Here is a 26,362-nt window from a genome sequence, read left to right on the forward strand (position 1 = left end):
GAACAGCGCGCCGCCGGCCATTCTTGGCCGAAATCAATGTTAGATACCTTAAGATTGATTTACCAGTGAATTCCGCCCACCTGAGGAGGCCTCGATGCCGACTTTCATCGATCGGATTTGGCGTCCCGATGACGTCGGTCAGCTCGGGCGCAAGGATCGCGCTCCCGGCCGCTATCGCGCCTTCGTCCCCGACGAACTGGGGGCCGCGCTCCTACTCCTCGGTGGAGAAGCGCGGTCGGCTGCCGAAGACGCAGTAGCGGTGCTCGCGCGGGCCGACGAGCGCATCGGGTCCCGCGGCGCCTACCTGAATCACCTGCTGATCCGGTCCGAGAGCATCTCGTCGTCGTGGATCGAGGGCAACCGCATCAGCCCGAAGCGGCTGGCGATCGCCGAGGCGCTGCGCGAGGGCAGCCGGGTCGCGCTCGATGTGATCGGTAACGTGCGCGCGACCGAAGCCGCCATCGCCGCGCTCGCCGATCGCTCCCGGCCCATCACCGTGGCCGACATCGAGGGCCTGCAGCACGCCATCGAGCCGACGCTCGAGCCGGGGTTGCGCACCGAGCAGAACTGGGTCGGTGGTCCGGGCTGGAGTCCCCTGCGCGCCGAGTTCATCCCACCGCCCGAAACCGAAGTGCCACGGCTGGTCGCAGATCTCGCGCGCTTCGTGACCGAGACGACCGGCAACGCGGTCGTGCGCGCCGCGATCGCCCACGCGCAGTTCGAGACGATCCACCCCTTCATCGACGGCAACGGCCGCACCGGGCGTGCACTCATCCATACAGTGCTCCACCGGGCCGACGCGCTTCGAAACATCCTCATCCCCATCAGCACGGTCTTCGCGGGCGACACCAACGCGTACATCGCCGGTCTCACCGCCTTCCGCGCCGACCCGCCACAACTCGACGACTGGGTCATCGCTTTCGCCCAGGCCACCGAGCGTGCCGCTGGCAACGCCGTGCGACTGTCCGCCGACGTCGCAGCGCTCGATGAACGCACGCGCGAGGAACTCATCGCCCACCGCCGAGCCCAGGGCCACAGCCCCGCGGTCCCGCGACGCGGCGCCGTCATCGGCCGCATCCTCGACAGGCTCGCGACCGAACCCGTCCTCACCGTCGAGTCAGCCGCCCAGCAGCACGGCGTGTCGACGACCGCTGCGCACAACGCTCTGGTCGAACTGGCCGACGCCGGCATCCTCGGCCGTACGAAGGACCAGCGTGGACGGCTCATCTGCTGGACCGCAGACCGGCACCTCGCGCTCGTCGCAATCACCGAGCGCAGCAACCGCGTCGGAGCCGGTGACACCGCCGGACGCAGACCGAAGCAGGGACCGCCTCTACCCGAGATCGGCCAGTTCGGTCGCTTGCAGACGCCCCCGCACGGAGGACGCAGCCTCACCTGACGGATGCCGCCTCCCGAGCCCTCGATCAGGGTGTTGCAGTCGGCATCAACAGATGCGCTGCGTTGCGCTGCGCTGCGCTGCGCTGCGCTGATGATCGTTCCGGCAATCGTGATCGTCGGGATCGGGCCGGTGAGATCGATGTCGCACCTGCAGGGACGTACGCTTCATTGCCGGTGCCCAATGGGGTCGCTTCGCGTGGGGCGGGCAGCATCCGGGTAGGTTGCCGGCCCGCTGGCGGGTCCCTTCGGGCGCCGACGAGATAGAGGCGAGTGCTGGGCCGTCCAGTCGGCCTGCGGGGTCTACCGCCTTTTGCCGCCGATGCCGGGCACTAGGGAGCGTCTCCCAAGTCGCGAAGGGGCTGGTCGGTGCGGGATGCTGGCCAGGTGGCTCGTGGTCGTGAACTCTCGGATTCTCAGTGGGAACAGCTCGAGGTTCTGATGCCGCATCCGGCGGGGCGGAGTCGTCCGTGGCGTGATCACCGTCGGTGGTTGAGGGCATCATCTTCCGGTACCGGACCGGTGTGCCGTGGAGGGATCTGCCGGAACGGTTCGGGCCGTGGCAGACGGTGTGGAAGCGGCACCGCCGGTTCTCTGTAGACGGCACCTGGGACCGAATCCTCGCCACCCTGATGACCGTCGCGGACTCGGTCAGCGGGATCGATTGGGCGGTCAGCGTGGACTCCACGATCGTCCGCGCACACCAGCACGCAACAAGGCTCGGCCGGGTCACAGGGAGATATGTCGAATCACAGGAATCCCCGCATCGAGCCACCGGATCACGCCATCGGCCGGTCGCGTGGCCGCCTGTCCACGAAGATCCACCACTCCGTCGACGGCCGAGGTCGTCCGCTCGCGATCCTCATCGGCCCGGGGCAGGCCGCAGACTCGCCAATGTTCCTCCCGCTCCTGGACCACGTCCGTGTGCTGCGACCCGACGTCGGTCGGCCACGGACCCGGCCGGTCGCGGTGCTCGCGGACCGAGCGTACTCATCGCGGGCGATCCGCGCTGACCTGCGCCGTCGCCAAATCCGAGCCGTCATCCCGGAGAAACGCGACCAGAAAGCCAACCGGCGGCGACGCGGCACCGCAGGCGGCCGCCCTGTCAGCTACGACCGGGAGCAGTACAAACGCCGGCACACCGTCGAGTGCGCGTTCAACCTCATGAAGGAATGGCGGGGCCTCGCCACCAGGTACGACCGTCACGCCGTCATCTATCGCGGTGCCGTCGTCCTCGCCGCGATCCTCACCTGGTTGCCATAGCCGGCCTTACCGTCAGTGGATAGGAATGAGAGTTCTGCCGACCCATAGGGGCGTTCGTCTCAATATCTGTCGTGAATGTTCGGGGCAAAGTGCCCTCGGGCGCCGACCAAACCCGAACCCACGCCTCGGCGACCGCAGTCGTCGTTTGATCTGCCGCGGCGAACATCTCACGCTTCTCACCTCCGACGCGCACACATCCAAACCCGGCCGGGACGTCTTGTAAGGGAGTTCGCTGCGCGCCAACCAGCTATGAATAGGGGCCCGACTGGTCCGACTCATAGTCGAATAAGCCCCGAAGTGATCACTCTGAATGGGTCAGCTTCTCAGCCGGTAGGTTACGCGTGATCGAATCGCAGGCCGTGTTTCGGTACGCCGTCGATATGTGCCGCCTCCTAGGGTTGGGGGCATGCGCGTGTTGATCGTCGAGGACGAGCCTTTTCTGGCGGAAGCTGTTCGTGATGGTTTGCGCTTGGAGGCAATCGCGGCCGACATCGCCGTTGATGGTGATACCGCTCTTGAGCTGCTGAGCATCAACGCCTACGACATCGCTGTGCTCGACCGGGACATCCCCGGCCCGTCTGGTGACGAGATTGCCGCGCGCATCGTCGCTTCCGGCAGTGGTATGCCGATTCTCATGCTCACCGCTGCTGACCGGCTCGATGATAAGGCGTCGGGGTTCGAACTTGGCGCCGACGACTATCTCACGAAACCTTTCGAACTGAGAGAGCTCGTGCTCAGGCTCCGGGCGCTCGACAGAAGACGCGCACACCATCGGCCGCCCGTGCGCGAGATCGCGGGCCTACGGTTGGACCCGTTTCGCCGCGAGGTCTATCGCGACGGTCGCTACGTTGCGCTCACCCGGAAGCAGTTCGCCGTGCTCGAAGTGCTCGTCGCGGCTGAGGGCGGGGTGCTCAGTGCTGAGGAACTTCTCGAACAGGCATGGGACGAGAATGCCGATCCGTTCACCAATGCCGTGCGGATCACCGTCTCGGCGCTACGCAAGCGTCTTGGCGAACCCTGGATCATCGCGACGGTCCCCGGCGTCGGCTACCGCATCGATGCAGGAACGGACGGCGCTGAGGGAGACGCTCGTGGCTAGGCAGCCTGGCCTGAGCGTCCGACTCAAACTCACTCTGAGCTACGCCGGGTTCCTCATGGTTACGGGTGTCCTTCTGCTCGCGGTCGTGTGGGTATTCCTCCTGCGCTACGTGCCCGACGATCAGATCACGGGGCCCGGTCCGCTCGTGCCCAACCGCGGCGACCTCGTGCGCGCCTTCGTCCCGCCTGCGGCCTGGACCCTGTTCTTTCTGCTGCTGTTCGGTCTGCTCGGCGGGTGGATACTCGCCGGCCGCATGCTCGCTCCGCTGACACGAATCACGGATGCCACGCGCAGGGCGGCGAACGGATCACTGGCGCATCGGATCGAGTTGGAAGGTCGCAACGACGAGTTCCGCGAACTCGCGGACATCTTCGACGCGATGCTCGCACGGCTCGAAGCGCACGTCGCCGAACAGGAGCGATTCGCCGCCAACGCGTCCCATGAACTCCGTACCCCGCTGGCAATCACCCAGACGCTGCTCGAAGTCGCTCGAAACGATCCGGCGAGCGTTACCGGCGACCTCATCGAACGTCTCCACGCCGTCAACACCCGAGCCATCGACCTCACCGAGGCGCTGCTGCTCCTCAGTCGCACTGACCAGCGCGCCTTTACCCGAGAACACATCGACCTGTCGCTCATCGCCGAAGAAGCCGTCGAAACACTGCTCTCCCTCGCGGAGAAGCGAGGCGTCACGATCGAGACGTCCGGGGACGTCGCTGTTGCCACTGGCTCGCACGCGCTGCTGCTGCAGATGACCACGAACCTCCTGCACAACGCCATCGTGCACAACTTGCCGGAACACGGCACCGTGCAGTTGAGTACCACCACCGGCCCCGACGTCGTCGTGCTCACCGTTGAGAACACCGGCGAGAAGCTCAGGCCGGAACTGGTCTCAACACTCACCGAACCGTTCCAGCGCGGCACCGAACGGATACACAGCGACCATGCGGGCGTCGGCCTCGGTCTGGCGATCGTTAAGAGCATCACCCAAGCCCACGACGGGACGCTCACCATCGTGCCGCGCCCCGACGGCGGACTACGCGCCACGGCACACTTGCCGGCCGCTCCGCTGCACAATCGCAGATGACACGATGTGACAGCGCTGAGCTGTCGGGGCCAATCCTTGACGTCCGCGGCGTCTCGATCGAGTGGACTTCGAGACCACTGATGGTCTTCCGCTGCTGATTCCGAGCGCCGACATTAAGGCCGGAGCTCAGGGGTGCAGCTCGCCTGCCAGGGCCGGTGAACTGGTCGAGCGAATCTGACCCACCCGCCGGTTGATATTGCCGACATATCGAAATCCTCATACGGGCTGGGAACATCCCGCCGTCTTGACTGGTGGCATGTCCCACAGCGAAACCAGCAGGAACAGCAGCCGAAGCGCCGGCCCCCTCGCCATCCTCGACCGTCAGCCTGTTCCGCGTGTCGGCATTACCGTCTACGGCTGCGAGCAGGATGAGGCGGATGCGTTCAATGAACTGTCACTGCGTCTCGGGGTCACCACGACGATCACGGCCGCTGTGCTCACGGAAGTTGGCGCCATTGCCGGGCCGGGAGACCGTTGCATCAGTGTGGGACACAAATCCGAGATTTCCCGGTCAACGCTTCGTGCGCTGAAGGCAGCTGGCGTTGAGCACATCTCCACCCGCAGCATCGGCTTCGACCACATCGACCTGCACGCCGCCGACGAATTCGGTATCACCGTCGAGAACGTCGTATACGCGCCGGACGGGGTCGCCGACTACACCCTGATGCTGATGTTGATCGTGATCCGCGGCGCGAATGAAACCATCCTCGCGACGGAACGAAACGATTTTCGGTTGGGCCACATCCGAGGCCGAGAACTACGCGACATGACGGTCGGCGTAGTCGGGGGCGGCCATATCGGTAGTGCCGTCATCGAGCGGCTGCGGGGTTTCGGTTGCCGCGTGCTGGCACACGGCAACCGCCCGAGCGCTGCACCACCGGCGAACCGCACTTCGCTCGACAAGTTGCTGCGCGAAAGCGACCTGATCACGCTTCACCTGCCGCTGAATGCGGACACGCACCACTTCATTGGGCGCGAGGAGACCGAAACGATGAAGCCCGGCGCGTTCCTTATCAACACTGGACGCGGGGCGCTCGTGGACACCGACGCGCTGATTACAGCCTTGGAGCGCGGAACATTGGCCGGCGCGGGGCTGGACGTCCTCGAGGGTGAGGAAGGGCACTTCTACTTCGACTGTGCAGACCGGGCGGCCGATCATCCATTCCTGCCCAGGCTGCAGGCACTACCCAACGTCGTGATCACGCCGCACACCGCCTACTACACGGAGCGGGCGCTGTACGACACCGTCGAGATGACCCTCATGAACTGCCTGAATTACGAAAGGGGCCGGTCAAATGACTAAGCCAAGAATCGCGATCCTGTTCGGGGGCGCATCCGAAGAACACGCCGTATCGGTCAAGTCTGCGATGGAGGTCGCCGCGGGCATCGACACCCAAAAGTACGAGCCGATCTACATCGGCATCACCCAATCCGGTGTCTGGCAAATCTGCGATCGGCCGAGCCCGGACTGGGAGGCCGGTGACTGCCGCCGAGCGGTGATCTCACCGGACACGAAGACACACGGCCTACTGGTCGTGGACGACCAAGCCGTCCGTATCGATGCGGTCTTCCCGGTCCTGCACGGCAAATCGGGTGAAGACGGTGCGGTGCAGGGCCTGCTCGAACTTTCCGGTATCCCCTATGTGGGCTGCGACATTCAAAGCTCGGCCATCTGCATGGACAAGTCGCTGGCGTACACCGTCGCCAGAAGCGCGGGAATCGACACCCCTGAATTCATTGTCCTGAACCGCGCCGGCACTGCAGCGCCAGACCAACTCGCCTACCCCGTCTTCGTGAAGCCGGCGCGTTCAGGCTCGTCGTTCGGCGTGAGAAAGGTCGATAACCCCGACGGCCTTGACGCCGCCATCGCGACCGCGCGCCAATACGACAACAAGGTACTGCTCGAGCAGGCAATCTCGGGCATCGAGGTCGGCTGCGCGGTGCTCGGCAACGGTTCTGAGCTGATCGTCGGAGAAGTGGATCAGATCCAGCTCCGGCACGGCATCTTCCGTATCCATCAGGAAGCCGAGCCGGAAAAGGGCTCCGAAAACTCGACCATCATTGTTCCCGCGGATCTACCGGTCGGGACGCGTGCACAGATCCAGGAAACGGCCAAGTCCATCTATGCGGTACTCGGCTGCACGGGTCTTGCCCGCGTGGACATGTTCCTGCAAGAGGACGGACGTATCGTGCTCAACGAAGTGAACACCATGCCTGGATTCACTTCGTACAGCCGCTACCCGCGCATGATGGCCGCGGCCGGCATTGGCTTCTCCGACTTGATCGACCGCTGCATCACGCTGGCGATGGGGCGATGAGAATGATGGAACGCGGGTTCGTCTTTCTGGACGAAGTGCTGGACGGTGTCCGGTGGGACGCCAAGTACGCGACGTGGGACAACTTCACCGGACTGCCCGTCGATGGATATGAAGTCAACCGCGTAGTGGGCTCAATTGCCCTGGCGGAGGCGCTACGTACGGCGAAGACCCGGGCAGCCGCGCTCGGCTTCGGCTTGCTGATCTGGGACGCCTACCGTCCCCAACGCGCGGTCAATCGCTTCATGCAATGGTCGGAACAACCAGATGACGGGCGCACAAAACAGAGGTTCTACCCCAACATCGACCGGGCGGCGATGTTCACCAATGGGTACGTCGCACCGGAATCCGGCCACAGCCGAGGAAGCGCCATTGACCTGACGCTCTACAGGCTGGACACCGGGGAGCTCGCATCCATGGGCGGAGGTCACGACCTCATGGATCAGCGTTCGCATCACGGGGCACAAGGAGTTGCGGAGACTGATGCGGAAAATCGCCGGAGTCTGTGTTCCGTCATGGAAGACAGCGGGTTCGACCCGTATACCCACGAATGGTGGCATTACGTTCTCCGCGACGAACCCTACCCCAACAGCTATTTCGACTTTCCCATTGCGTCGTAACCAAAACGACTGAACCGAGGAGTTCCATGAACCCGCTTCTTCCCCGACGTTTGGCGTCCGTCACCGCCATCGGCGCCGCACTGCTCTTAGCCGGTTGCTCCAGCACCCCATCACCCACCGCCGTCGCTCCCGTCACGGGGACCACGCAGTCGGCTGCCGCTCCGGGCACACCCGGCGAATCGAAGGAACAGCACCGATGAAGCACCGCCGCGGCGCCCGTACCGCTGTCGCCCTGACAGCGCTCGCGCTCACCGTCGCATTGACGGCGTGTGCCGCTGGACCGGAACTGGTCGAGACCCTCCTGCCCGGGGCGAGCGCAGCCGGGCTCACCGACGCGGACGGCCATATTCCCACGGGCGACGCACTCACACTGGACAGCGACAAGCCCGCGGTCACCAAGCTGGCCCCGGAGCTGCTCGCCGCGCTCCGGTCCGCCAACACGGCGGCAGAGGACGAGCGCGGAATCTCGATCACGATCGTCGACGGCTGGCGGTCGGAGCGCTACCAGGACTTCCTCTTCGAGCAGGCCGTTCAGAAGTACGGCAGCGAGGAGGAAGGCGCGAAATGGGCGAAGCGGGGCACCGATTCCGCTCACGTCTCGGGTCACGCCGTGGACCTTGAGATGGCTGATGCGATGGACTTCCTCAATCGCTTCGGCTCGCGATGGGGTCTCTGCCAGGTCTACTCGAACGAGATCTGGCATTTCGAGTTGCTCACCACCGCGGGCGGCACATGCCCGCCGATGAAGGCAGACGGCCGCGGCTGAACTCGGGACCGTATCGTCGACTGAGCGCTGCCACCGCAAGTGGGGTGATTCCGCAACGTCTTGGCAGCCAGCGCGTCTACCGCCTCGGCGATGTCACGCTGCGGTTGCGGAAGGCTGGCGATATAGACAAAGACCGGTTCGTCTCCGATAACCGCCTTCGCAGGGCTTGCCCTCCCGGTCATGGCCGCCGGCAACGACGTGTAGACGTCACCTTCTGCCGCCCCGGTTGAAACGTTCGCGGTCCGCACGTCACTCGTATCGTTCTCGCTATGCTCATTTCTTATCTCTCCTCGCACCGGCCTGAAGACATTGGTACGCGAGCCACCATTTCGGTCAAATTCAATCGTGCCGAACAGCGTTGTCCTCTCTCTGCTCGATTAAGAGCGCTTCGACGCCCCTACTTCTGACGGGCGATCGAAACGAATCACGTGGTCGCCGCCGCGAGACCCTGTTCGGCGTAGACGCTTTGCAGTGACGCAAAGGCCTGAAAATCAACTGGGATGGGGTGTCCTGAGAGCGCCGCCTCGAGACGGTCGAAGCCGTAGTGGCCGCCGACGACGTCGCCGCGCTCGATAGCCTGGTCCGGTTCGGGCGTAAAGTACGTGGCACGCAAGAGCGTCCCCTCATCCGTCGGGTCGAGTTCATACCGCATCCACGAGCCGGGGCTCGTGTGCGTGTGTTCGAGAAGCGTCGGTGGCGTGATGCGCAGGAAGCGGAACTCGAGTTCCGGGCCGTCGGGCCAGTCGAAAGTCATCGATCCGCCTTCGCGGAGGTCGACGGTGACGTCGGTCGCGACCGGCGGCCACCAATCGGCCAGCCGCTCCGGCTCAGTGAGCGCCGCCCACACGTCCCCGATTGGGTAGGGAAGTCGCCGTTCGAAACGAACGAGGCCCCCCATCGCGGTGCGCTCGAGGGTAGCCAGTTCGGTGATCATCAGTTCTCCTTCTTGTGGATTTCGGGGGAAGTGCGTTCCAGGTGCCGTTCAAGTGCGTCCAGACGGCCTGACCACTCCGCGCGGTAAGGCTCGAGCCAGGCGTCGAGATCCTGCAGCGGCTCGGCCCGAAGGCGGTAGAGCCGGCGCTGTGCATCACGGCGAACGGAGACGAGACCAGCGTCGCGCAGCACCTTCAGATGCCGCGAAATCCCGGGTTGGTTCATGCCGATGTGCGCGACGAGGTCGCCGACTGAGCATTCACCGTCGCGCACGGTATCGAGGATGCGTCGCCGCGTCGGTTCCGCAATTGCCTCAAGCACCAATGTCGCGTGCGGTTGGGCCGTCACTGACGCCGCGCGAGGAACTCGAGCACGCGTCGTGTGAGGAGTTTCGTCGCGGCGGCGTCGTAGCTCGGCAGGCAGGGGTCCGCGAAATAGTGCTGGTCGCCCGGATAGAGGAACAGCTCGGCGGCGTCGGCTGACTCGACGAGTTCACGGGCGGCCTCCACATCGCCCTCCTTCATGAAGATCGGGTCGGCATCCATCCCGTGGATCTGCACTGGAACACCGGCAGGCCACCCGCCGAACTCCGCGACGGGGACGCAGGAGTAGAAGAACAGCGCGCCTTTCGTGCCGGCACGGGTCTCGGCGAGCTTCTGCGCGGGCATGACCCCGAGCGAGAAGCCTGCGTAGACGAGCTCGTTGGTCAGCGCATGCGCTGCGCGCTCGCCGCGTGCGATGATCTCATCCCAACCGACCTCGTCGGCGTATGCGACACCGGCCTCGATCGAGTCGAAGGTGCGCCCATCGAAGAGACCGGGCGTGTGCACGGTGTGGCCCGCTTGACGGAGCTCGTTCGCGAAGAGGTGCACACCCTCCGTGAGGCCGAGCGCGTGATGGAAGAGCAGTACTTCGGCCATCATGACTCCTTCGTCCGCGTCGATCGGCGACGTCGATCGATCTCTCGTTCGAATGCATCATAGGTGACTACTTTGACACGTGACAAGCTTGGCACCTATATTGGGCCCTATGGACGACGACGAACTGGTATTCAAAGCGTTGGCCGACTCGACGAGGCGGCTGCTACTGGATCGGCTGTTCGTCCGCGATGGGCAGAGTCTTGCGGAACTGATGCGCGACATCGAACTCACCCGGTTCGGTGTGATGCGACATCTCGGTGTGCTTGAGGGGGCCGGACTCATCACGACCAGAAAATCCGGACGGTGGAAGCTGCACTACCTGAACCCTGTGCCCATCCGGCTCATCCACGACCGCTGGATCGACAAGTACACGGCCGAGCGCGTCGGAGCGCTGACCGAACTGAAAGAGGCATTGGAGCACGGAAATGAATGACGACACTCCTGTTGTGCCGCGATTGCGCGACGAAGACCTGGCCGCATCACGCCGCCGCGCTACGACTCAGATATACGAAATCGAGATCGCCGTCTCGCCCGAGCGCGTTTGGGAGGCAATCACCGATCCCGATTGGACAGCCCGATACGGTTACGGCGGACGTGCTGTGGTCGAGCCGCGGGTCGGAGGTCGCTACTTCGTTGAAAAACCGCCGCACCTTCGCGTTGTTGCCGGAGACGGCACGGTTCCCGCGCCCGACATCATCATCGAGGGTGTCGTTATTGCCTACGATCCGCCCTCGCTGCTTGCGACGAGAATGCGCTTCTTGGTTGATCCGGAATCCGCCGATGAGCCTGCCACCGAAGTGCGATATGCGATCAAGCGCTTGGGGGATGGCCGCTCCCGCTTGACCGTAACGCACGATCTCCTCGGAGCTCCTCATATGGCCGCAGTGGTGAGCGGGGACTTCGAACGCCTCGGTGCGGGCGGAGGCCATCCGTACATGCTGCGCGACTTGAAGAGTCTTCTCGAGACTGGGCGGACCCTGCGGGAGAAAATCGGAAGCGGCGATGTCGACCTCTGAAACGCGGCCCGTCGCGAACGGCGTCGCCACACCGGCCGATCCACGCCGGTGGAAGGCCCTCGGAGTACTGGCGGTCATGCAATTCCTTCTCGTTCTCGACCTCACCGTTGTCAACATTGCTCTTCCTCGCATCGGCACTGACCTCGACCTCAGCCCCGCAAACCTCGTTTGGGTCGTCGACGCATATGCGCTCACCGCAGGAGGGCTACTGCTGCTCGGCGGACGCATCGCCGACCTCGCGGGCCGACGCAGGATGTTCTTTACGGGAGTCATCGTCTTCGCCGCGGGCTCCGCCCTCGCGGGCCTCGCGCCAACTGGGTGGATCCTCGTCACCGGCCGGGTCATCCAAGGGATCGGCGATGCGATCGCCGCACCCGCCGCACTCGCGCTCATCGTCGTACTCTTCCCCGAGACACCGGAACGAGCAAAGGCGATCGGCGTCTGGGGTGCACTCGCAGGGATCGGTGGCGTGACCGGCACCGTAATCTCCGGGGTGCTCACCGACGTAGCGAGTTGGCGCTATGTCTTCCTCATCGCCCTTCCCGTAGTGCTCCTGGTTCTCGTGCTTGGACCTCGCCTCCTGAGGGAAAGTCGAATGGTGCACGCCGCTCGACCCGAGTTCTCCGGGATGTTCGCCGGAACTCTCGGACTTGCCGCCGTCATCTACGGGCTGCTGAGGGCATCAGAGAATTCTTGGACTGCCCTTGACGTCGTTGTCCCGCTCATCGTGGGGGTAGTGCTGCTTGCGCTGATGTTCCTCATCGAGGCCCGAAGCAGCCGACCCTTGATCCCGCCCGCCTTTTTCGCCAACAGGACCCGGCTGACCGCCAATGCGGTCACGCTCGTGAACGCGGCCGCCTTCGGCTCGTTCCTGTTCATCCTGAGCCTGTACGTGCAGAGCATCCTGGACTATACGCCGCTGGCCGCGGGGCTCGCCTACCTGCCGATCGGTATCGCAATCGGTGCGGGTCTCGCCCTCGGCTCGGCCCTAATTCCTCGCGTGGGCCTCCGCACGGTGCTTGCTGGAGGTTGCATTGTCACCGCCCTCGGGCTGGGGCTGACTGTCGCCCTCCTGTCGCCGGACGCAAACTACTGGTGGCAGATTGCACCCAGCATGGTGGTCGTTGGCCTCGGCCAGGGTGTTCTCCTGCCCTCGATGACGACCACGGCACTGTCCGGCGTCGGCGAACAAGATGCGGGGCTCGCATCGGGGATCCAAGCCACCATGACCCACGCCGGCGGGGCTCTTGGCCTCGCAATATTCGTGAGTATCGCCGTGCGATACGCATCCGATGTCGGAGCGACGAGCACGGCCGCGCCGGAAGCAGAACTCGCGGGCTTCGGCCTTGCCCTCGGTATCGCTTCCCTCAGCATGGCCCTAGCGGGCGTCGCCGCTGCAGTTTTGGTCGGCAAACCGGCGGCGCAACCCACCCCAGACACAGGAGCTCACACGACATGAGTCCGAGAAGAGTCGTCGTTTACGAGCTGATGTCCCTCGACGGTGTTGCCGAGAATCCCTCTGCCTTCTTCACCGACTGGGACGATGCAATGGACACCAATATCGCCGATGTGATCGCAACGCAAGACGCTGTGATCCTAGGTCGCAACAGCTACGACGAATGGGCTGGGTTCTGGCCAAGTAGTGAGATCGAGCCGTTCGCGTCATTTATCAATACAGTCCCGAAGTTCGTAGCGACATCCACACGTCTCGATCCCGAGTGGGCCAACGCGAGTGCAATCGACGGGGATCTGGTCGACTTTGTGCGAGACCTCAAGAACTGGCCCGGAGGCGACATCGGCGTCCACGCCAGCATCTCGGTCGCGCAGACGCTGTTGGCCGCACATGTCGTCGACGAACTCAGACTCGTGGTCGCACCGGCGATCGCCAGCCCCGGGCGAAAACTCCTTGACGGGTTGTCGCCCATCCGCCTCGCCCCGATACGAGGCATGATCTCGCAAGCGGGCTACCTGATTCTCGACCACCGCGTCATCGAGTAGGTATCGCGCAACCCGGGTTTCCGCGCTGCCGATCCACGTGTGGGAGGCCGCATCCGACACGGAGCGTACGAGCGTCGGGGTAGCCGTCGTGCAGCACGCACCGGGCGTGCGGGCCGATGTGGCCCGCACGCCCGGTGCGTGAACAGGGTGGTCAGCTGGTCGCACGGGCGGCCGTCTCGATCAGCTTCGCAGTCTCGGCCGGGTGCGAGACGTACCCGGCGTGCGACGCGTTGATCGAGGTGGTCTGCGCGCCCATCCGCTGGGCGAAGAAGCGCTGCGCGACCGGGGACAGTGCCTTATCCTGGTTGGAGACCTGGTACCAGCTGGGGATCGTCTTCCACGCCGGCTCGCCGGTCTGCTCCTCGAGGACCGCCACGTTGGTCGGGCGCTGGGTCGCGGCCATGATGTCGGCCTGACGAGCGGGCAGGTCCGCGGCGAAGATCTGCCGGAACCGCGCCGGGTCGATAGTGGCGTCGAGGCCGCCGGGGTAGGGGCGCACGATGAGGGAATCGGGCGTCAGTTCGGCGCCCGGGTACTTCACCGGGTCGTTGAACTGGCCCAAGGTCTCGCCCTCGTCGGGCGCGAAGGCCGCCGTGTAGACCAGGGCGTTGACGTTGTCGGCGCCCGTCGCGGCGTTCGTGATGACCCCACCGCCGTAGGAGTGGCCGACGAGGACCACGTCGCCGTCGATCGAGTCGAGGATGCTGCGGACGTAGGCCGAATCGGACGCCAGGCCGCGTAGCGGGTTGGCGACGGCGAGCACCGGGTAGCCATCCTTCTCGAGCTTGGTGATCACACCGCCCCAGCCGCTCGAGTCGGCCCAGGCGCCGTGCACGAGGACGACTGTGGGCTTCTCGGCCGGCTGCTGGCCGGGGTTGTGGCCGGGTTCGGCCTGCGCCACGCTGGCGCCGGCTCCGAGGGCGAGCGCCGCGGTCACTGCAGCACCGGCGACGGCGACCTGGGTGAGGCGCTTGGGAAATTGGGTGTTCATTTGAGTTTCCTTTCGTGTGTTTTCGTGGTGGATGGTTCGCCGGGTGATCCCCGGACGCGGCTCAGGACTCTTCGACGTTGGAGAAGAGTCCTGTCATTCCTCCGGTGGCGAGTTCGCTGGCGCGCCGGAAGAACGCCCCCGCTTCGGGCGTGCCCAATGGCGTGTTCGCTGCCTCGTAGTCGGGGAAGTACAGGTCGATCATGCGGTACGCCGGAGTGGCGGTGCCGTCTTCCTTAGGCCAGACCTTGGAGGTCTCCATCTTCAGGAGACCGGGAACGTTCCGGGCACGGTCGACCAATTCGGGGTAACCGGACTCGAATGCGCCGGGGTCGATGGGGTTGTCGAAGATGAGAGTGATTTTCGTGGGCATGTGGAGCTCCTTGCGTTGAGTGGTGATGTGCTGGTGGGACGGTCAGGCGACTGCTTCGCCGGTCGCGGAGTCGACGGTGACGAGGGTTCTGTCGTGGGTGGCTTTGCCGTGATCTCGGCCGTCGGTCTCAAGCAGGCGGAGCCAGATCTCGTTGATGGTCGGATACGCGGGCACCGCGTGCCAGAGCCGGTCCAGCGGCACCTCACCGGCGATGGCGATCGTCGCGGCATGGAGGAGTTCGGCGACGTCCGGGCCGACGGCGGTGAACCCGATCACGATGTTGCGTTCTGCGTCGATGACCATGCGGGCCTGGCCGCGATATTGGTCTGCGTGCAGTGCGGCACCGGCGACCTTTCCGAGGTCGTAGTCGACGACCCGTGTGTCTCGTCCGGTTGCCGCGGCGTCCTGTGCGGTGAGTCCGACGGTGGCTACCTCGGGTGCCGTGAAGATCACTTGCGTGAGGGCCAGTTCATCTGCGGTCACGGCGTGGCGTCCCCACGGGTCCAGGCCGACTTCTGCGCCGTTCGCTCGTGCTGCGATGGCGTCGCCCAGCGCGCGAGCCTGATACTTTCCGTGGTGCGTCAGCGGTGCACGATGGTTGACGTCGCCGGCGGCGAAGAGCCAGGCTGCGCCAGGATCGGCGGCGGTGTCGTCGCCGACCGGTATGCCGTTGCGGTCGAGGACGGCGAGGGTGTCGTCGACCGTCAGCCACCTGCCCGGTTCCAGGCCGAGCCGGTCCAGGCCGATGTCCTTGGTGTTCGCGGTACGACCGGTGGCGACGAGAACGTCGTCCGCCGCGACGGTGCTGCCGTCGGACAGGGTGATCTCGAGAGTGCCGGATCCGTTCCGTCGAGCCTCGATGGCGTCGACATTCAGGCGCACTGCGACGCCGGCTGACCGGAGTGCGTCGGTCACGTACTCGGTGGCGAACGGCTCGGCTCGGGAGAGCAGACGCGTCTGGGAGATCAGGGACACCTGGGACCCGAGTGCGTTGAATGCAGTCGCCATCTCGGCGCCGACGACTCCGCCACCGATGATCGCCAGGCGGTCCGGGACCTTGTTGGTGGCCACGGCTTCGCGGTTCGTCCACGGCTGGACGTCCGCCAGTCCCGCGATCGGCGGAATGTACGCGCTGCTGCCGGTGGCGATGACGACGGCATAGCGTGCCCGCAGGGTCGTCGTCGTGCCGTCGCCGGTGTCGGTGACGGTCACCGTGCGAGGGCCGGTGATCCGTCCGTGTCCGCGGACCAGGGTGATGCCGGCACTGTGCAGCCATCCGACCTGACCGGAGTCGTGCCAATGCTCCGCGAACCGGTCCCGACGGGCGAACACGAGAGACGGGTCGAGGATGTCGCTTACGGCCTGCCCGGCGGCGGGAAGGGCACGGGCAGCTCGGAGGGCCGCAGCATCGCGGAGGAGGGCTTTGGTGGGCATGCAGGCCCAGTACGTGCACTCACCGCCGACGAGTTCGCGTTCGACGATGGTCACGGTCAGGCCGCCTTGCACGACCCGGTCGGCGACATTCTCGCCGACCGCTCCGGCGCCGATGACGATCACGTCGACGACGGAATCCATGTCGACGCCTGATGCGATGAGGGACGGTCGGATGGCTTCGGTCATGATCACTTCCCCGCCTTTCGGATGACGAGGTGCAACTGGATTGCCGAGATCAGGAAGAAGAGGCCACCGAGGATCGCGTAGCCGGCAACGATGATGAGCGCGGCATTCGGGCCGCTGGCCACCAAAAAGAAGCCGGCACCCGCGAGCACGGAAAGTCCACCGCTCAGGATCTGTGCGAGCTGGCCGCCGATGCGCCAGCGCAGAATCGCGACGATCAACTGGACGATTCCCGCGGAAATCGCCCAGCCACCCCAAACTCGCAGGACATCCGGGATGCCGGAGCCGACGACAGCGGCGAGGCCGATCGCGGCTGCCAGGCTCAGTGCGATGTTGACGTAGAGCGGGGCCTTCGGCCGACTGGAACCGGAAGAGCGGAAGTCGATGATCGCTGCCACGACGTCGAGCAACGGGTATATGACGAGCAAGGCGATCGCGCCAGGGTTGATCGACTCCGCGGTCGCGATCAGCAGGATCGCCCAGGTGAGAGCGAACCCGAATCGCACGAAGTACAGGTTTCGCAGGGCCTTCGTATTACTGGTGGCGTCTAAGACAACTCCTGTTGCGCCGGCGCCGGTGTGGACTGAAGCGGACATATGCTCTCTGTCTCTCATAGATAGAACGGTCGGTACACCGAGCATGCAGCAGTCGATCCCGGTTTGTCAAGACCGATCGTTCTATCTATCTGGTAGACTCGAGAACACAGCACTCGATCAGGAAGAAAACACACATGTCCGAGGCACGAACCCGACTGCTCGACACCGCCAGTCGACTCTTCTACGCCGACGGGCTACGCGCTGTGGGGATAGATCGCGTCATCTCCGAAGCACAGGTCACCCGCGCCACGCTCTATCGGCACTTCCCGAGCAAGGACGACCTCCTCGTCGCCTACCTCACGCGGATCGACGAGGCGATCCGTGCCCGGACGGACGCCGCGCGAAACTCCGGCGCCGACCCCGACGACATCATCCGCACAGTCGCCCAGGCCATCGCCGACGACATCCAGGGCGCAGACTTCCGAGGGTGCGCATTCCTCAACGCCGCGGCCGAATACCCCGACCCCGACCACCCGGTCCACCATGCCGTCCTCAACCATCGGGAGTGGTTTCTCACGACGATGATCGAGCTCTTCGCTCAGACCGGGAAGATTGACGCAGAACCCGCGGCACGGCATTTCGTGATGCTCCGAGATGGCGCGATGACCGCCGGCTCTCTGACCGACCCGCAACCCATCTGCGCGACCTTCCTGCGGGGTGTCGAGGGACTCCTGGTCTATCGCAGCGGCCTGGAAGCCGACGCCGGCGAAGGGTGACTCCGCGAACTGGCGGCGCGGCCGCTCACGTCGGGCAGAATCGTCGTGTGGAAACACTCATGACCATCGGCGACTTCTCGCGTGCGGTTCGTCTGAGTGCGAAGGCGCTTCGCTTCTACCACCAGAACGGGGTGCTCACCCCTGCTCACGTCGATGACCAAAACGGCTATCGGCTGTATGCGCCAGAGCAGATCGCCGATGCGCAGATCGTTCGGACTTTGCGCGGACTCGACGTGCCCGTCGATTCCGTTCGAGATGTCCTCGCAATGCCGAACGTTGAAGCACGGGCGGAGCTGATGGTGGATCATCTCGAGCGGATGGAAAGGAAACTCGACGCGACGCGTGCCGCTGTAGCGAGTCTGCGAGCCATACTCGAGCCCACCAGCCCGCCGACGAGATAACCCACCGCAGCGTTCCCGAAACACGAGTCGTCGCCATCCGCGAAGCCATCGCATTGGAGGAGCTTGGAGAGTGGTTCAGAGCATCGGTCACCGCTCTCCGGAGCATCGCCAAGCGGATGGACCCGGCGTCGACCGCGACGTACGGCGGAGTCTGGCCCAACGAACTGTTCGCGGAAGAGTATGGGACTGCGACAGTCTTCCTGACGCTCATGCCGGGGTTCGATGACCATGCGGTCAGCGGCGACGCGTCAATCTTGGAGCTGCCTGCTGTCGAGTTGGCGGTCGCGATCCATGACGGCCCGGATGAGACGGTTCCTCGCGTCTACGCCGCGCTCGGCGAGCACGTCGCACGTCACGAGCTCGGCACCGACGCGCCCGTACGCGAGACCTACATGGCGGGGTTCCCGGGAATCGACCGACGCGCCGTAACGGAGATCGGCTGGCCCATCTTCCGTGTATCGCGCTGAAACTGGCTGACGGAAGCGTTGGACCTTCCCCTGAGGGGAAGGCCCAACCTGAGGTCATGCGCGGATCAGAAGGCGGCCGGGCGGTACGCGCTTCGGGCGGGCCGTCATCGACGGGTGCGGTGAGCCCGCTTTGGCGCGCCCATCAGGTAGGCCGTCTGAACCTCGCATGTCCACCACGTCTGCACAGAAGTTGGAGCACACATATGACGCAATCGAAAGTATTCCCTCCCTACGACCCTCGCGCCTTGCCTGCTGTGGTCGTCCGCTACCTCAGCGCGCAAGACGACACACGCGGTCGGCAGTCGATCTTGGATGTCTTCGCGTCAAACGCGAGCGTCACCGACGAAGGCATCCGATACAAGGGTCTGGACGCCATCCACCGTTGGCTGACCACGGCGGCGACGGAATTCACCTACACCACAACGCTGATCGGGCAGCGCAGTGACGAACCGGACCGGTGGGTGGTGCTGGCTCGTTTGGAAGGCAACTTTCCGGGGGGCGTCGCGGAACTGAGGTTTCAGTTCACGATTCACGGGGACGAGATCGCGGAGCTCGTGATCGCACCTTGGAAATACGACAAATAGGGATGCTGCGCCCCGGCTGTTCGGCTCACCGGTCGATTTCAATACGCAGCTGACTGACTGGCTGCCGCGGGCGAACTCCCGGGACATGCACGGCTTCGGCCGCCCGATCGACGCGTTGGATCGCGACCTCGCCGCGATGACCCTGCTGCCGCCGGTCGCGCCGACGACCGGGCTGCGGACCAGGGTGCGGTTGATGCCCTGAAGGTACGAAAGCTACCGGCGCCCGTCGGTCGACGATCCGCGCCGCGGGGTCGCTCTCAGGCACGCGTTTCCCTGTCCTTTCCGATCCATCCCATATGGGTGTGCGTGAAGGCATCCGGGAGCTTCAGGCCATATCCGAGAGCCCGGTCAACTCCCACGTGGAATGCCCAGGCGAAGGCGATGATGCCGGACCACATCGACAGAGCGGGCGCGAAGCTGCTGGCTACTAGCGCGACGACACCCAGAACGGCCGCCCAGGCGTAGGTATGAATGGCGTTGTACCAGGCTGCTCCTGCGGTGGGAGACCGTAGGTATCCGAGTTGGGACAGATCGAACACCAAGAACAGCGCCAGCGGCATCCACCACCAGTCTGGGGCGATGACGATTGTGCCCACGAGCGAGAGAGCCGTGATCAAGGCACCTTCAATGCGCTGGATGACTACTGGCTCTGTGAGGCCACCATTTCTCATTTGTGATCTTCTCCATTTGCTAGGGCCGCCTCTGGGGCGGTCACGCTGGTCCGAGCCGTAAGCCATGGTGCGAACAGTCGCAGCATGAGGGGCATCACAAGGAAGCTCATCAGCGAGACGAGGATGAGAGACACGATGAGGGTCGTTATCCAAAGCGGGTACTCGGTCAAGAGCGGGAGTAACAACCAGAGAGTCAGCGTGATGAGTGGGTACACCGCTATCCAGTTGATGAGGGCTAATTTGTGGCGAGGTAGTCGCATGGGAGGGAGTCCGATCGTTCAGGGTTGATGTGGGAAGTGCGAAGCAGCGGCGGCGAAGGATTGTGATCCCCGCCGGCGCTGCCACGCGGCCAGGCCGAGAATTAGGCAGCGAATGCGGACGATGCCGGTCCGAAGATGGGACGCCAATTGTGCACGCGCTTGTCCACGACAACGTTGTGAACGACGAAAGGATCGTTGTCGACGATGTTGTCGATGCGGGCGCGGTCCGCGACTTTGTAGATGAGTAGCCCGCCGGGAGCCTCGTTTTGGCCCCGCGGCCCGGAAAGCAGGAGCTCACCCTGTTCCAGACGCTCTCGCAAGTAGGCCAGGTGAGCGGGACGGTGCTCGTTCTGGAGGGTGGTATCGGTCGGGTAGGAGTACTCGACGGTGAAGATTTCAGCCACGATGGGTTCCTTTCTAGGTGGATGTGACTAGCATCGCGGCAGCCGGGAGAATGCGGGTAGGACTCCTGGTACCAGTGGCCATTGCGAGGCTTCTTGCACAATGGAGCCATGACCGACCGTGGCGAACTCAGCAAGCTCTTGAACATGTGGCGCGCCCGATTGAAGCCCGCGACGGTGGGTCTTCCTGCGGTGTCCGCCCGATTGACGGGTCTTCGTCGGGAGGAAGTGGCGATGCTGGCAGGGCTGTCCGTGGACTATCTCGTTCGACTTGAGCAAGGCCGCTCTCAAAACCCGTCGGTGCAGGTCGCACGGGCGTTGGCGCGCGCATTACAACTGTCTGCCGAAGAACGCGATCAGCTGTTCCAGGCGGCGGGGCTACCGATCCCGTTGCCGACGAACGTGCCAACCCACATCCCGCGAAGCGTGCAGCGGCTTCTCCTCCGCGCTCCCGATGTTGCGATCGGCGTCTATACGATGCACTGGACCCTGCTCACCGTAAACGCGTCCTGGCAGGCCATGCTCGGGCAACCGCACCGCGACTACAACCTCATCGAAGCGCAGTTCACCGGAACAGCGCCCAATGTCCTGATGAGCGCGGCGTACATCGAACGTTTCGAGCGCGCCCTAGTGACGGATATGCGAAACGCGACGCTGCGGTATCCCAAGGACCGCTCCGTTCAGCAGCTTCTACAGCGATTGCGTCGCATCGACCGTTTTGAAGAAATGTGGCTGGAGGGCACCTCCGTCGCGCAACGGTCCGAGGAGAAGACCTTCCTGCATCCAATCGTCGGTCCAATCACCGTCGACTGCGACGTGTACACCACGATCGGGACAGATCTGCGGATCATCACCTACACGGTGGAGCCCGGTTCCGCCGACGCTTCCAAATATGATCTTGCTCGAACTCTCGGCGTACAACAGCCCTCGCGCTGAGCCGCTTTCACACGAGCATGCACAACGTGCTCAGCGCCGCAGCCACGGATTTGTCACGCGATCACCAGGTCAGTTCGCTGCCAGCGAGGAGATGAACGCATCGGCGGCGACCTGGACTCGTTCACGGTCGCCAGTGGCGAGAAGGTCGAGAAGGAGACCGCGAATCGTGGCGATGATGATGGTGGCCGTACGCATCGCGACGTCAGAGTCAACATCGCTTTGCACGGCACAGAGAGCCCCCCTCGCCGTCACCGTGTTGGAACGGGGCTCGAATGACCATCTGGCCGGGTCGGGCCCGTGGATGAACATCGACGAGTTGCACCGTGTCGTCGAGTTCCCCTACCGCGGCCCTACGGGCACGGCTCTCGGGGTTTCGTTTTGGGACTGCTGTCGGTTTAGTTGACTCGCGATTGCGGCGTGGAGTCCCTTCGCATCCCGCCCCTCGATCGTGCCGCCGATTATCGACAACAGCACGGTGACGGCGAACGAAGTTACCACCCAGCCGGCAGTCCAGGGATTCTTTCCCTGACTCCCATGCTGGGAGACCATATAGACGCCGGCCACGATGATGAGCACCATTGCCGGCACGATCACGGCCTCGATCCACTTCGTCACCGCGGTCACCGACCGCAGCTGGGTTTCCTCACAAGAGTCAATGCTCTCATTAGTCAAGCATATTTACTATAATAAGCACGTCGCAGCACCGGTTCCAGATGTAGCTGCTGCGACGTCGTCGAGAGAGGAAGATGTTCGTGGGAACAGGTGGCGATGGCGGCGGGAGCAGCATGGAAGACAAGCCGCGAGTTGATTTAGGGCTGTCGTTGTTCATCCCGTACCGATACGCCGAAGACCGGATCTTCCGAGCCGTGCAGGATGCCGGTTTCGACGATTGGACCCTCACCCAGTGCCGGGTATTTCAACGCATCGACCCGGGCGGCTCACGCCTCACTGATCTCGCCGACGAGTCGCAGATGAGCAAGCAAAGCGCCGGCGTACTGGTCGACCAGCTTGAACGTCTGGGCTATGTGCGCAGGGTCCCCGACCCCTCCGATGGCCGAGCCCGTCTCATCGTGCTTGAAGAACGCGGACAGCGCGCGGTCGACGTGGCGATGGCGACGCTCGACGAGATCCTCGCAGAATGGGAGGCCTACCTCGGTACACGCAACTATGCCTTGCTGCAACAGATCCTCGACCAACTCCGCGAAATCACCGACACCTACGCGCGTTGAACCCGGTAGCGCCGAGTCGTCCGCTACCGTGCCACGTTGACTCCGTCCGTCGAGGCAAACGGGCGTCGGCGGGTTCATCCTCCCTGCTATTAGTCAGCATTCTTGACTAGCATGATCGATGTGCTTCGCGATTGTTGAGCGATGAACGGGTGCTTGCCACGATGTGCGCGCCCCGACGCCGCTCACGAGCACACCCATTCATCTCCCCGTAGAAAGCAAGACATTATGAAGTTTCTGGTTATCGGAGCAACCGGCCGCACCGGCGTCCCATTCGTCACAAAGGCACTCGACCAGGGACACCAGGTCACCGCCCTCGTTCGGCGGGCCGGCGCCACCGTTGACGGACGCGCTCAAATAGTCAGCGGAGACGTCACCGATGCCGCCGTGATCGCGACCGCAGCCCAAGGACACGACGCGATCATCAGCACCCTCGGAGCCAAGAGCATCCGCGAAACCCCGACACTGATCACGGACATGGTCCGCGCAGTCATCGCATCCGCAGAAATATCGGGCGTCAATCGCTTCGTCATCGTGTCCGCATTCGGAGTGGGAGACTCCCTCGCCAAAGCCTCATTCCTGGCTGGCCTGATTTTCCGCACAGCGCTGCGGAAGAAGTACGCAGACAAGGCCGCAGCCGATGCCCTCTTGGCCGCTAGCGAACTGCGATGGACCCTCGAATACCCCGGAGCGCTGAACGACCGGGACGGCAGCGACTACACCGCTACCGTGCTCGAAGACGTCACAGAACTGCCCATCCTCCCCGCGACCTCCCGCGCGAACGTCGCCGACTTTCTCCTCCGGTCCGCGGTGGAAGACACCTTCGTCCGTCAGACCGTGGTCGTCACCGACACCAAATAGCGTGACCGCTGTGGGCCGCCCCACTCACCAGAGCCCCGTGGCAGTCGGGGGGCAATCGAATCGACAGCAGGGCCGCACTCGGGAAACGCGAAGAGGGCCGCACGTTTGCGGCCCTCTTCGACGTGAGTCGGGCTGGCAGGATTTTGGGCCTGCGACCCCTTGGAGGAATCGGGCGTCTGCCGGTCGCCTCCGAAAATCTCCGAAGACCCGCGGATTCCCTTGTGTTTTAGGCTTCCTCCGCGCCCCAGCGTCCGAGCGCGACGATAGTCGCGCGCAAGGCGAACCCGCGATCGGTCAGCGCATAGGCCCGGGTGTTGTGCCGGAGGGGCAGACGGTGCAGGACGCCAGCCGCTTCGAGCTCGCGCAAGCGGGTCGCGAGCATGTTCGTCCCCATTCCGAGGTCGCGCTGCAGATCCCCGTATCGCTGTGGCCCGTCGAGCAGCCGCTCCACGATGAGCAGGGCCCACCGTGCTCCGACGATGTCGAGGGCTGCGGCGAGGTCGCTCACGCGATCGGATCGGTGTCCGGCTTCATCCAGAACGGCGAGTAGTGGTAGCCGTCAGGGTCATCGAACTGGCGCTGGTACATGAAGGGGTAGTCATCGATGACGCCGACACGCCCGCCGGCAGCGCGGGCGCGCTCGACGAGTTCATCGACCGCCTCACGGCTGCCGAGGTCGAACGAGACCGTCACCTTCGAGGGGGTGTCGGGCCCGCCGGTCAACTCCTCGGTGGCGCCGACGCTCGCGTACATCTCGCGGCTGCCGAGCATGACGTACTGCTCGGGCGCGATAGCGAAGCACGACACATTGTGATCTGACATCTCGGCGTTGAGAGTCCAGCCGAGGGCGGTGTAGAAGGTGGTCGCGCGCTCGACGCTCTCGACCGGGCAGGTAATGAATAGGCTCATACAGCCAACACTTCCAAAATGGAAGTGCGGTGTCAAGACCGGGCCGGCCTCGAGTGGAAGGTAGTGACGCACCGGGGCAGGACCGCCGTGCAGGTGCACGCTGGTGAAGAACAGGTTCAGGCCGTCAAGTTCGACTCCGTGGGAGACTCCGACGTATCCGACGTATCCACCGGGGCGGGTGGCGTTGATGGCCTGCCACATCGATTCCTGGGTGCCGACCGCCTCGACGGTGCCGTGGGCGCCGTATCCGCTGGTGAGCTCCTTGACCTTCGCTGCTCCCTCGTCGCCGCGTTCCTCGATGATGTCGGTCGCTCCGAATGCGCGGGCCAGGGCCTGGCGTTCGGGGTGGCGGCTGAACATGATGATCCGTTCGGCTCCGAGCTGTCTGGCGGCCAGGACCGCCGACAGGCCCACCGCGCCGTCACCGACGATGGCGATGGTCATGCCGGGGCCGGCTTCCGCGGCAACGGCGCCGTACCAGCCGGTGCCGAGCACGTCTGATGCGGCCATGAGCGACGGAATCAGGTCGGCTTCAGGCTGCCCGGGGGTGGCGACGAGGGTGCCGTCGGCCAGCGGGATGCGTGCGAGCTCCGCCTGGGTGCCGATCTCGCCCATCATCACGTTGTGGATGCAGCGGGACTGGTAGCCGGCCTGACAGATCTCGCAGGTGTTGTCGGAGGCCACGAAAGAGCCGATTACGAAGTCGCCGACGTTCACGTTCTTCACGTCCGCGCCGATCTGCTCGACCCGGCCGATGTACTCATGACCCATCGCCTGCGGGGTAGTGTTCAGTGGCTCGGCTCCGCGGTAGGGCCACAGATCGGAACCGCAGATACACGTCGCGGACAGCCGGATGATCGCATCCGTGGGTTCGACGATCTCCGGTTCGTCCCGCTCTTCGAGCCGGACATCGCCCGGACCGTACATCATCACTCCACGCACAGCGTGCTCCTTCATCTCAAGTAGGTCGTGAACCCAGTCAAGACGCGGGCCTCCGCGCGAGGAAGTCTCTGCTGGAGGGTGTACCAGGAGAGAACCCCACTGGAGCCCAGAGCGCCGTAACGTCGTCGGCATGGACAATCAATCCGAGGTACGTGAGTTCCTCATGTCACGACGGGCGCGACTCACGCCCGAGCTCGCGGGCCTTGTCGTCGGCCCCAATAGGCGGGTGGCTGGGCTTCGCCGCTCAGAGGTCGCCACCCTCGCCGGCGCGAGCGTCGAGTATTACGCCAAACTCGAGCGCGGCGCATAGCGGGAGCATCCTCCTCGGTCCTCGACGCCATCGCTCGCGCTCTGCAACTCGACGACACCGAACGCACCCACCTGTTCGATTTCGCCCGCGCTGCCGACGGCATCCCTCTGTCCGGCCGCCCGCGCCGCCGCTCGAGCAAGAACGCCGTGAACCGGCCCAGCCTGCAGTGGATGCTCTCGGCTATCACCGACGGCATCGCCATCGTGTCGAACCAGAACCAAGACGTCCTCGCCACCAACGACCTGGGCCGTGCCTTCTACTCCCCATCATCGGCGACGGCGGACGCACACCGAATCTCGCCCGGTTCCAGTTCCTCGACCCCGCCTCCCGCGACTTCTACCCCGACTGGGAGCTGTTCGCCGGAATGTGCGTTGCGATCATGCGCGCGAGGGCCGGCCACGACCCCAACAACAAGTCCCTCCAGGACCTCGTCGGCGAGCTGTCCACCCGAAGCGACACCTTCCGTCAGCTGTGGGCCGCCCACGATGTACGCACTCACGGCACCGGCACGAAACGCTTCAACCACCCCGTCGTCGGCGAACTCACGCTCGCCTACGAAGAACTCGCCATCACCGCCGAACCTGGCCTCGTCCTCATGGTCTACACCGCCGAACCCGGCTCACCCAGCGCCGAACGGCTGCAGCTGCTCGCCAGCTGGGCCGCGAACAGCGTTTCCATTGAAACACCGTGAC

At 64.5% G+C, this 26,362-nt stretch carries 33 protein-coding genes and 2 pseudogenes; 20 read left to right on the forward strand and 15 right to left on the reverse strand.

Annotation, left to right across the window (positions count from 1 at the left end; translation table 11 throughout):
• Positions 1-94 precede the first annotated feature (94 nt).
• The 8 genes from AC1C2S_RS19925 to AC1C2S_RS19960 all read left to right on the forward strand — a co-directional run bounded on the left by AC1C2S_RS19925 (position 95) and on the right by AC1C2S_RS19960 (position 8,545).
• Positions 95-1,399 carry a Fic family protein gene (locus AC1C2S_RS19925; RefSeq protein WP_495354331.1) on the forward strand — a complete coding sequence of 435 codons (1,305 nt, stop codon included), beginning with the start codon at positions 95-97 and terminating at the stop codon, positions 1,397-1,399.
• A 659-nt stretch (positions 1,400-2,058) separates the two neighbouring features.
• Entirely contained in the window at positions 2,059-2,658 is a 600-nt protein-coding gene (locus AC1C2S_RS19930; protein ID WP_495354432.1) for an IS5 family transposase, read from the forward strand.
• A 406-nt stretch (positions 2,659-3,064) separates the two neighbouring features.
• Entirely contained in the window at positions 3,065-3,757 is a 693-nt protein-coding gene (locus tag AC1C2S_RS19935; RefSeq protein WP_495354332.1) for a response regulator transcription factor, read from the forward strand.
• Between the two features lie 10 nt (positions 3,758-3,767).
• The gene (locus tag AC1C2S_RS19940; protein WP_495354433.1) at positions 3,768-4,844 is read left to right on the forward strand and encodes a sensor histidine kinase; all 1,077 of its coding nucleotides are present in this window, start codon (positions 3,768-3,770) and stop codon (positions 4,842-4,844) included.
• A gap of 256 nt (positions 4,845-5,100) precedes the next feature.
• Positions 5,101-6,147 (forward strand): NAD(P)-dependent oxidoreductase, encoded by a 1,047-nt coding sequence (locus AC1C2S_RS19945; protein ID WP_495354333.1) that lies wholly within the window; start codon positions 5,101-5,103, stop codon positions 6,145-6,147.
• The gene (gene vanA, locus AC1C2S_RS19950; protein WP_495354334.1) at positions 6,140-7,162 is read left to right on the forward strand and encodes a D-alanine--(R)-lactate ligase; all 1,023 of its coding nucleotides are present in this window, start codon (positions 6,140-6,142) and stop codon (positions 7,160-7,162) included. Before AC1C2S_RS19945 ends, vanA begins: the two co-directional genes overlap by 8 nt.
• A 5-nt stretch (positions 7,163-7,167) precedes the next feature.
• Positions 7,168-7,779: a D-Ala-D-Ala dipeptidase VanX gene (vanX, locus tag AC1C2S_RS19955; protein WP_495354335.1), complete on the forward strand. Its 612-nt coding sequence runs from the start codon at positions 7,168-7,170 to the stop codon at positions 7,777-7,779.
• 196 nt (positions 7,780-7,975) lie between these two features.
• A complete protein-coding gene (locus AC1C2S_RS19960; RefSeq protein ID WP_495354336.1) occupies positions 7,976-8,545 on the forward strand; it encodes a M15 family metallopeptidase in 570 nt (189 codons plus the stop codon).
• Between the two features lie 424 nt (positions 8,546-8,969).
• Here the strand turns inward: AC1C2S_RS19960 and AC1C2S_RS19965 are convergent, their stop codons facing one another.
• From AC1C2S_RS19965 to AC1C2S_RS19975, 3 genes are read right to left on the reverse strand one after another with little or no spacing between them, the layout of a single operon-like run.
• On the reverse strand, positions 8,970-9,479 hold the full coding sequence (locus AC1C2S_RS19965) for an SRPBCC family protein (protein ID WP_495354337.1): 510 nt from the start codon (positions 9,477-9,479) through the stop codon (positions 8,970-8,972).
• Entirely contained in the window at positions 9,479-9,799 is a 321-nt protein-coding gene (locus tag AC1C2S_RS19970; RefSeq protein WP_495354338.1) for an ArsR/SmtB family transcription factor, read from the reverse strand. The genes AC1C2S_RS19965 and AC1C2S_RS19970 overlap by 1 nt, the downstream gene beginning before the upstream one ends.
• 23 nt (positions 9,800-9,822) lie before the next feature.
• Complete coding sequence (locus tag AC1C2S_RS19975) at positions 9,823-10,398, reverse strand: dienelactone hydrolase family protein (RefSeq protein WP_495354339.1); 576 nt, start codon at positions 10,396-10,398, stop codon at positions 9,823-9,825.
• A gap of 109 nt (positions 10,399-10,507) precedes the next feature.
• Here AC1C2S_RS19975 and AC1C2S_RS19980 point away from each other — a divergent pair, with 109 nt between their 5' ends.
• From AC1C2S_RS19980 to AC1C2S_RS19995, 4 genes are read left to right on the forward strand one after another with little or no spacing between them, the layout of a single operon-like run.
• Positions 10,508-10,831, forward strand: a complete 324-nt coding sequence (locus tag AC1C2S_RS19980; RefSeq protein WP_495354340.1) for an ArsR/SmtB family transcription factor — start codon at positions 10,508-10,510, stop codon at positions 10,829-10,831.
• The gene (locus AC1C2S_RS19985; protein ID WP_495354341.1) at positions 10,824-11,414 is read left to right on the forward strand and encodes an SRPBCC domain-containing protein; all 591 of its coding nucleotides are present in this window, start codon (positions 10,824-10,826) and stop codon (positions 11,412-11,414) included. The genes AC1C2S_RS19980 and AC1C2S_RS19985 overlap by 8 nt, the downstream gene beginning before the upstream one ends.
• Positions 11,401-12,873, forward strand: a complete 1,473-nt coding sequence (locus AC1C2S_RS19990; RefSeq protein WP_495354342.1) for an MFS transporter — start codon at positions 11,401-11,403, stop codon at positions 12,871-12,873. The genes AC1C2S_RS19985 and AC1C2S_RS19990 overlap by 14 nt, the downstream gene beginning before the upstream one ends.
• On the forward strand, positions 12,870-13,412 hold the full coding sequence (locus tag AC1C2S_RS19995; RefSeq protein WP_495354343.1) for a dihydrofolate reductase family protein: 543 nt from the start codon (positions 12,870-12,872) through the stop codon (positions 13,410-13,412). The genes AC1C2S_RS19990 and AC1C2S_RS19995 overlap by 4 nt, the downstream gene beginning before the upstream one ends.
• Positions 13,413-13,563: 151 nt before the next feature.
• Here the strand turns inward: AC1C2S_RS19995 and AC1C2S_RS20000 are convergent, their stop codons facing one another.
• The 4 genes from AC1C2S_RS20000 to AC1C2S_RS20015 form a co-directional block, all read right to left on the reverse strand.
• On the reverse strand, positions 13,564-14,403 hold the full coding sequence (locus tag AC1C2S_RS20000) for an alpha/beta hydrolase (RefSeq protein ID WP_495354344.1): 840 nt from the start codon (positions 14,401-14,403) through the stop codon (positions 13,564-13,566).
• 61 nt (positions 14,404-14,464) lie between these two features.
• Positions 14,465-14,773 (reverse strand): EthD domain-containing protein, encoded by a 309-nt coding sequence (locus AC1C2S_RS20005; RefSeq protein WP_495354345.1) that lies wholly within the window; start codon positions 14,771-14,773, stop codon positions 14,465-14,467.
• A 42-nt stretch (positions 14,774-14,815) separates the two neighbouring features.
• Positions 14,816-16,393 carry a dihydrolipoyl dehydrogenase family protein gene (locus tag AC1C2S_RS20010; RefSeq protein ID WP_495354346.1) on the reverse strand — a complete coding sequence of 526 codons (1,578 nt, stop codon included), beginning with the start codon at positions 16,391-16,393 and terminating at the stop codon, positions 14,816-14,818.
• A gap of 2 nt (positions 16,394-16,395) precedes the next feature.
• A complete protein-coding gene (locus AC1C2S_RS20015; RefSeq protein WP_495354347.1) occupies positions 16,396-17,031 on the reverse strand; it encodes a hypothetical protein in 636 nt (211 codons plus the stop codon).
• An 89-nt stretch (positions 17,032-17,120) separates the two neighbouring features.
• Here AC1C2S_RS20015 and AC1C2S_RS20020 point away from each other — a divergent pair, with 89 nt between their 5' ends.
• The 4 genes from AC1C2S_RS20020 to AC1C2S_RS20035 all read left to right on the forward strand — a co-directional run bounded on the left by AC1C2S_RS20020 (position 17,121) and on the right by AC1C2S_RS20035 (position 19,154).
• Complete coding sequence (locus AC1C2S_RS20020; protein WP_495354348.1) at positions 17,121-17,702, forward strand: TetR/AcrR family transcriptional regulator; 582 nt, start codon at positions 17,121-17,123, stop codon at positions 17,700-17,702.
• 59 nt (positions 17,703-17,761) lie between these two features.
• The gene (locus AC1C2S_RS20025) at positions 17,762-18,103 is read left to right on the forward strand and encodes a MerR family transcriptional regulator (protein ID WP_495354349.1); all 342 of its coding nucleotides are present in this window, start codon (positions 17,762-17,764) and stop codon (positions 18,101-18,103) included.
• A 53-nt stretch (positions 18,104-18,156) separates the two neighbouring features.
• Positions 18,157-18,570 (forward strand): GyrI-like domain-containing protein, encoded by a 414-nt coding sequence (locus tag AC1C2S_RS20030; protein WP_495354350.1) that lies wholly within the window; start codon positions 18,157-18,159, stop codon positions 18,568-18,570.
• 203 nt (positions 18,571-18,773) lie between these two features.
• The gene (locus tag AC1C2S_RS20035) at positions 18,774-19,154 is read left to right on the forward strand and encodes a nuclear transport factor 2-like protein (RefSeq protein ID WP_495354351.1); all 381 of its coding nucleotides are present in this window, start codon (positions 18,774-18,776) and stop codon (positions 19,152-19,154) included.
• 257 nt (positions 19,155-19,411) lie between these two features.
• Here AC1C2S_RS20035 and AC1C2S_RS20040 read toward each other — a convergent pair whose 3' ends face one another.
• From AC1C2S_RS20040 to AC1C2S_RS20050, 3 genes are all read right to left on the reverse strand, one after another.
• Positions 19,412-19,825 carry a DUF4260 family protein gene (locus tag AC1C2S_RS20040; protein WP_495354352.1) on the reverse strand — a complete coding sequence of 138 codons (414 nt, stop codon included), beginning with the start codon at positions 19,823-19,825 and terminating at the stop codon, positions 19,412-19,414.
• The gene (locus AC1C2S_RS20045; RefSeq protein ID WP_495354353.1) at positions 19,822-20,085 is read right to left on the reverse strand and encodes a putative antibiotic biosynthesis monooxygenase; all 264 of its coding nucleotides are present in this window, start codon (positions 20,083-20,085) and stop codon (positions 19,822-19,824) included. Before AC1C2S_RS20045 ends, AC1C2S_RS20040 begins: the two co-directional genes overlap by 4 nt.
• A 101-nt stretch (positions 20,086-20,186) precedes the next feature.
• On the reverse strand, positions 20,187-20,489 hold the full coding sequence (locus AC1C2S_RS20050; protein WP_495354354.1) for a YciI family protein: 303 nt from the start codon (positions 20,487-20,489) through the stop codon (positions 20,187-20,189).
• 108 nt (positions 20,490-20,597) lie between these two features.
• On the opposite strand from AC1C2S_RS20050, the gene AC1C2S_RS20055 reads away from it, so the two are divergent.
• Complete coding sequence (locus tag AC1C2S_RS20055; protein WP_495354355.1) at positions 20,598-21,422, forward strand: helix-turn-helix transcriptional regulator; 825 nt, start codon at positions 20,598-20,600, stop codon at positions 21,420-21,422.
• 69 nt (positions 21,423-21,491) lie between these two features.
• Here AC1C2S_RS20055 and AC1C2S_RS20060 read toward each other — a convergent pair whose 3' ends face one another.
• Both AC1C2S_RS20060 and AC1C2S_RS20065 read right to left on the reverse strand, forming a co-directional pair.
• Positions 21,492-21,617: a hypothetical protein gene (locus AC1C2S_RS20060; RefSeq protein ID WP_495354356.1), complete on the reverse strand. Its 126-nt coding sequence runs from the start codon at positions 21,615-21,617 to the stop codon at positions 21,492-21,494.
• A 144-nt stretch (positions 21,618-21,761) separates the two neighbouring features.
• Complete coding sequence (locus AC1C2S_RS20065; protein ID WP_495354357.1) at positions 21,762-22,037, reverse strand: hypothetical protein; 276 nt, start codon at positions 22,035-22,037, stop codon at positions 21,762-21,764.
• Positions 22,038-22,207: 170 nt separating this feature from the next.
• Between AC1C2S_RS20065 and AC1C2S_RS20070 the strand changes: the two genes are divergently transcribed.
• Both AC1C2S_RS20070 and AC1C2S_RS20075 read left to right on the forward strand, forming a co-directional pair.
• Entirely contained in the window at positions 22,208-22,651 is a 444-nt protein-coding gene (locus tag AC1C2S_RS20070; RefSeq protein ID WP_495354358.1) for a MarR family winged helix-turn-helix transcriptional regulator, read from the forward strand.
• A 225-nt stretch (positions 22,652-22,876) separates the two neighbouring features.
• Complete coding sequence (locus AC1C2S_RS20075; RefSeq protein ID WP_495354359.1) at positions 22,877-23,509, forward strand: NAD(P)-dependent oxidoreductase; 633 nt, start codon at positions 22,877-22,879, stop codon at positions 23,507-23,509.
• A gap of 226 nt (positions 23,510-23,735) precedes the next feature.
• Here AC1C2S_RS20075 and AC1C2S_RS20080 read toward each other — a convergent pair whose 3' ends face one another.
• From AC1C2S_RS20080 to AC1C2S_RS20090, 3 genes and pseudogenes are all read right to left on the reverse strand, one after another.
• A complete protein-coding gene (locus AC1C2S_RS20080; protein ID WP_495354360.1) occupies positions 23,736-24,017 on the reverse strand; it encodes a winged helix-turn-helix transcriptional regulator in 282 nt (93 codons plus the stop codon).
• Positions 24,014-24,418: a VOC family protein gene (locus AC1C2S_RS20085; protein WP_495354434.1), complete on the reverse strand. Its 405-nt coding sequence runs from the start codon at positions 24,416-24,418 to the stop codon at positions 24,014-24,016. The genes AC1C2S_RS20080 and AC1C2S_RS20085 overlap by 4 nt, the downstream gene beginning before the upstream one ends.
• A gap of 54 nt (positions 24,419-24,472) precedes the next feature.
• A pseudogene (locus AC1C2S_RS20090) lies at positions 24,473-25,360 on the reverse strand (zinc-binding dehydrogenase); the annotation flags it as partial.
• A 130-nt stretch (positions 25,361-25,490) separates the two neighbouring features.
• Here AC1C2S_RS20090 and AC1C2S_RS20095 point away from each other — a divergent pair.
• Positions 25,491-26,361: pseudogene (locus AC1C2S_RS20095) on the forward strand (helix-turn-helix transcriptional regulator).
• Position 26,362: the final 1 nt, after the last annotated feature.

The organism is Agromyces sp. Y782 (assembly GCF_059445405.1).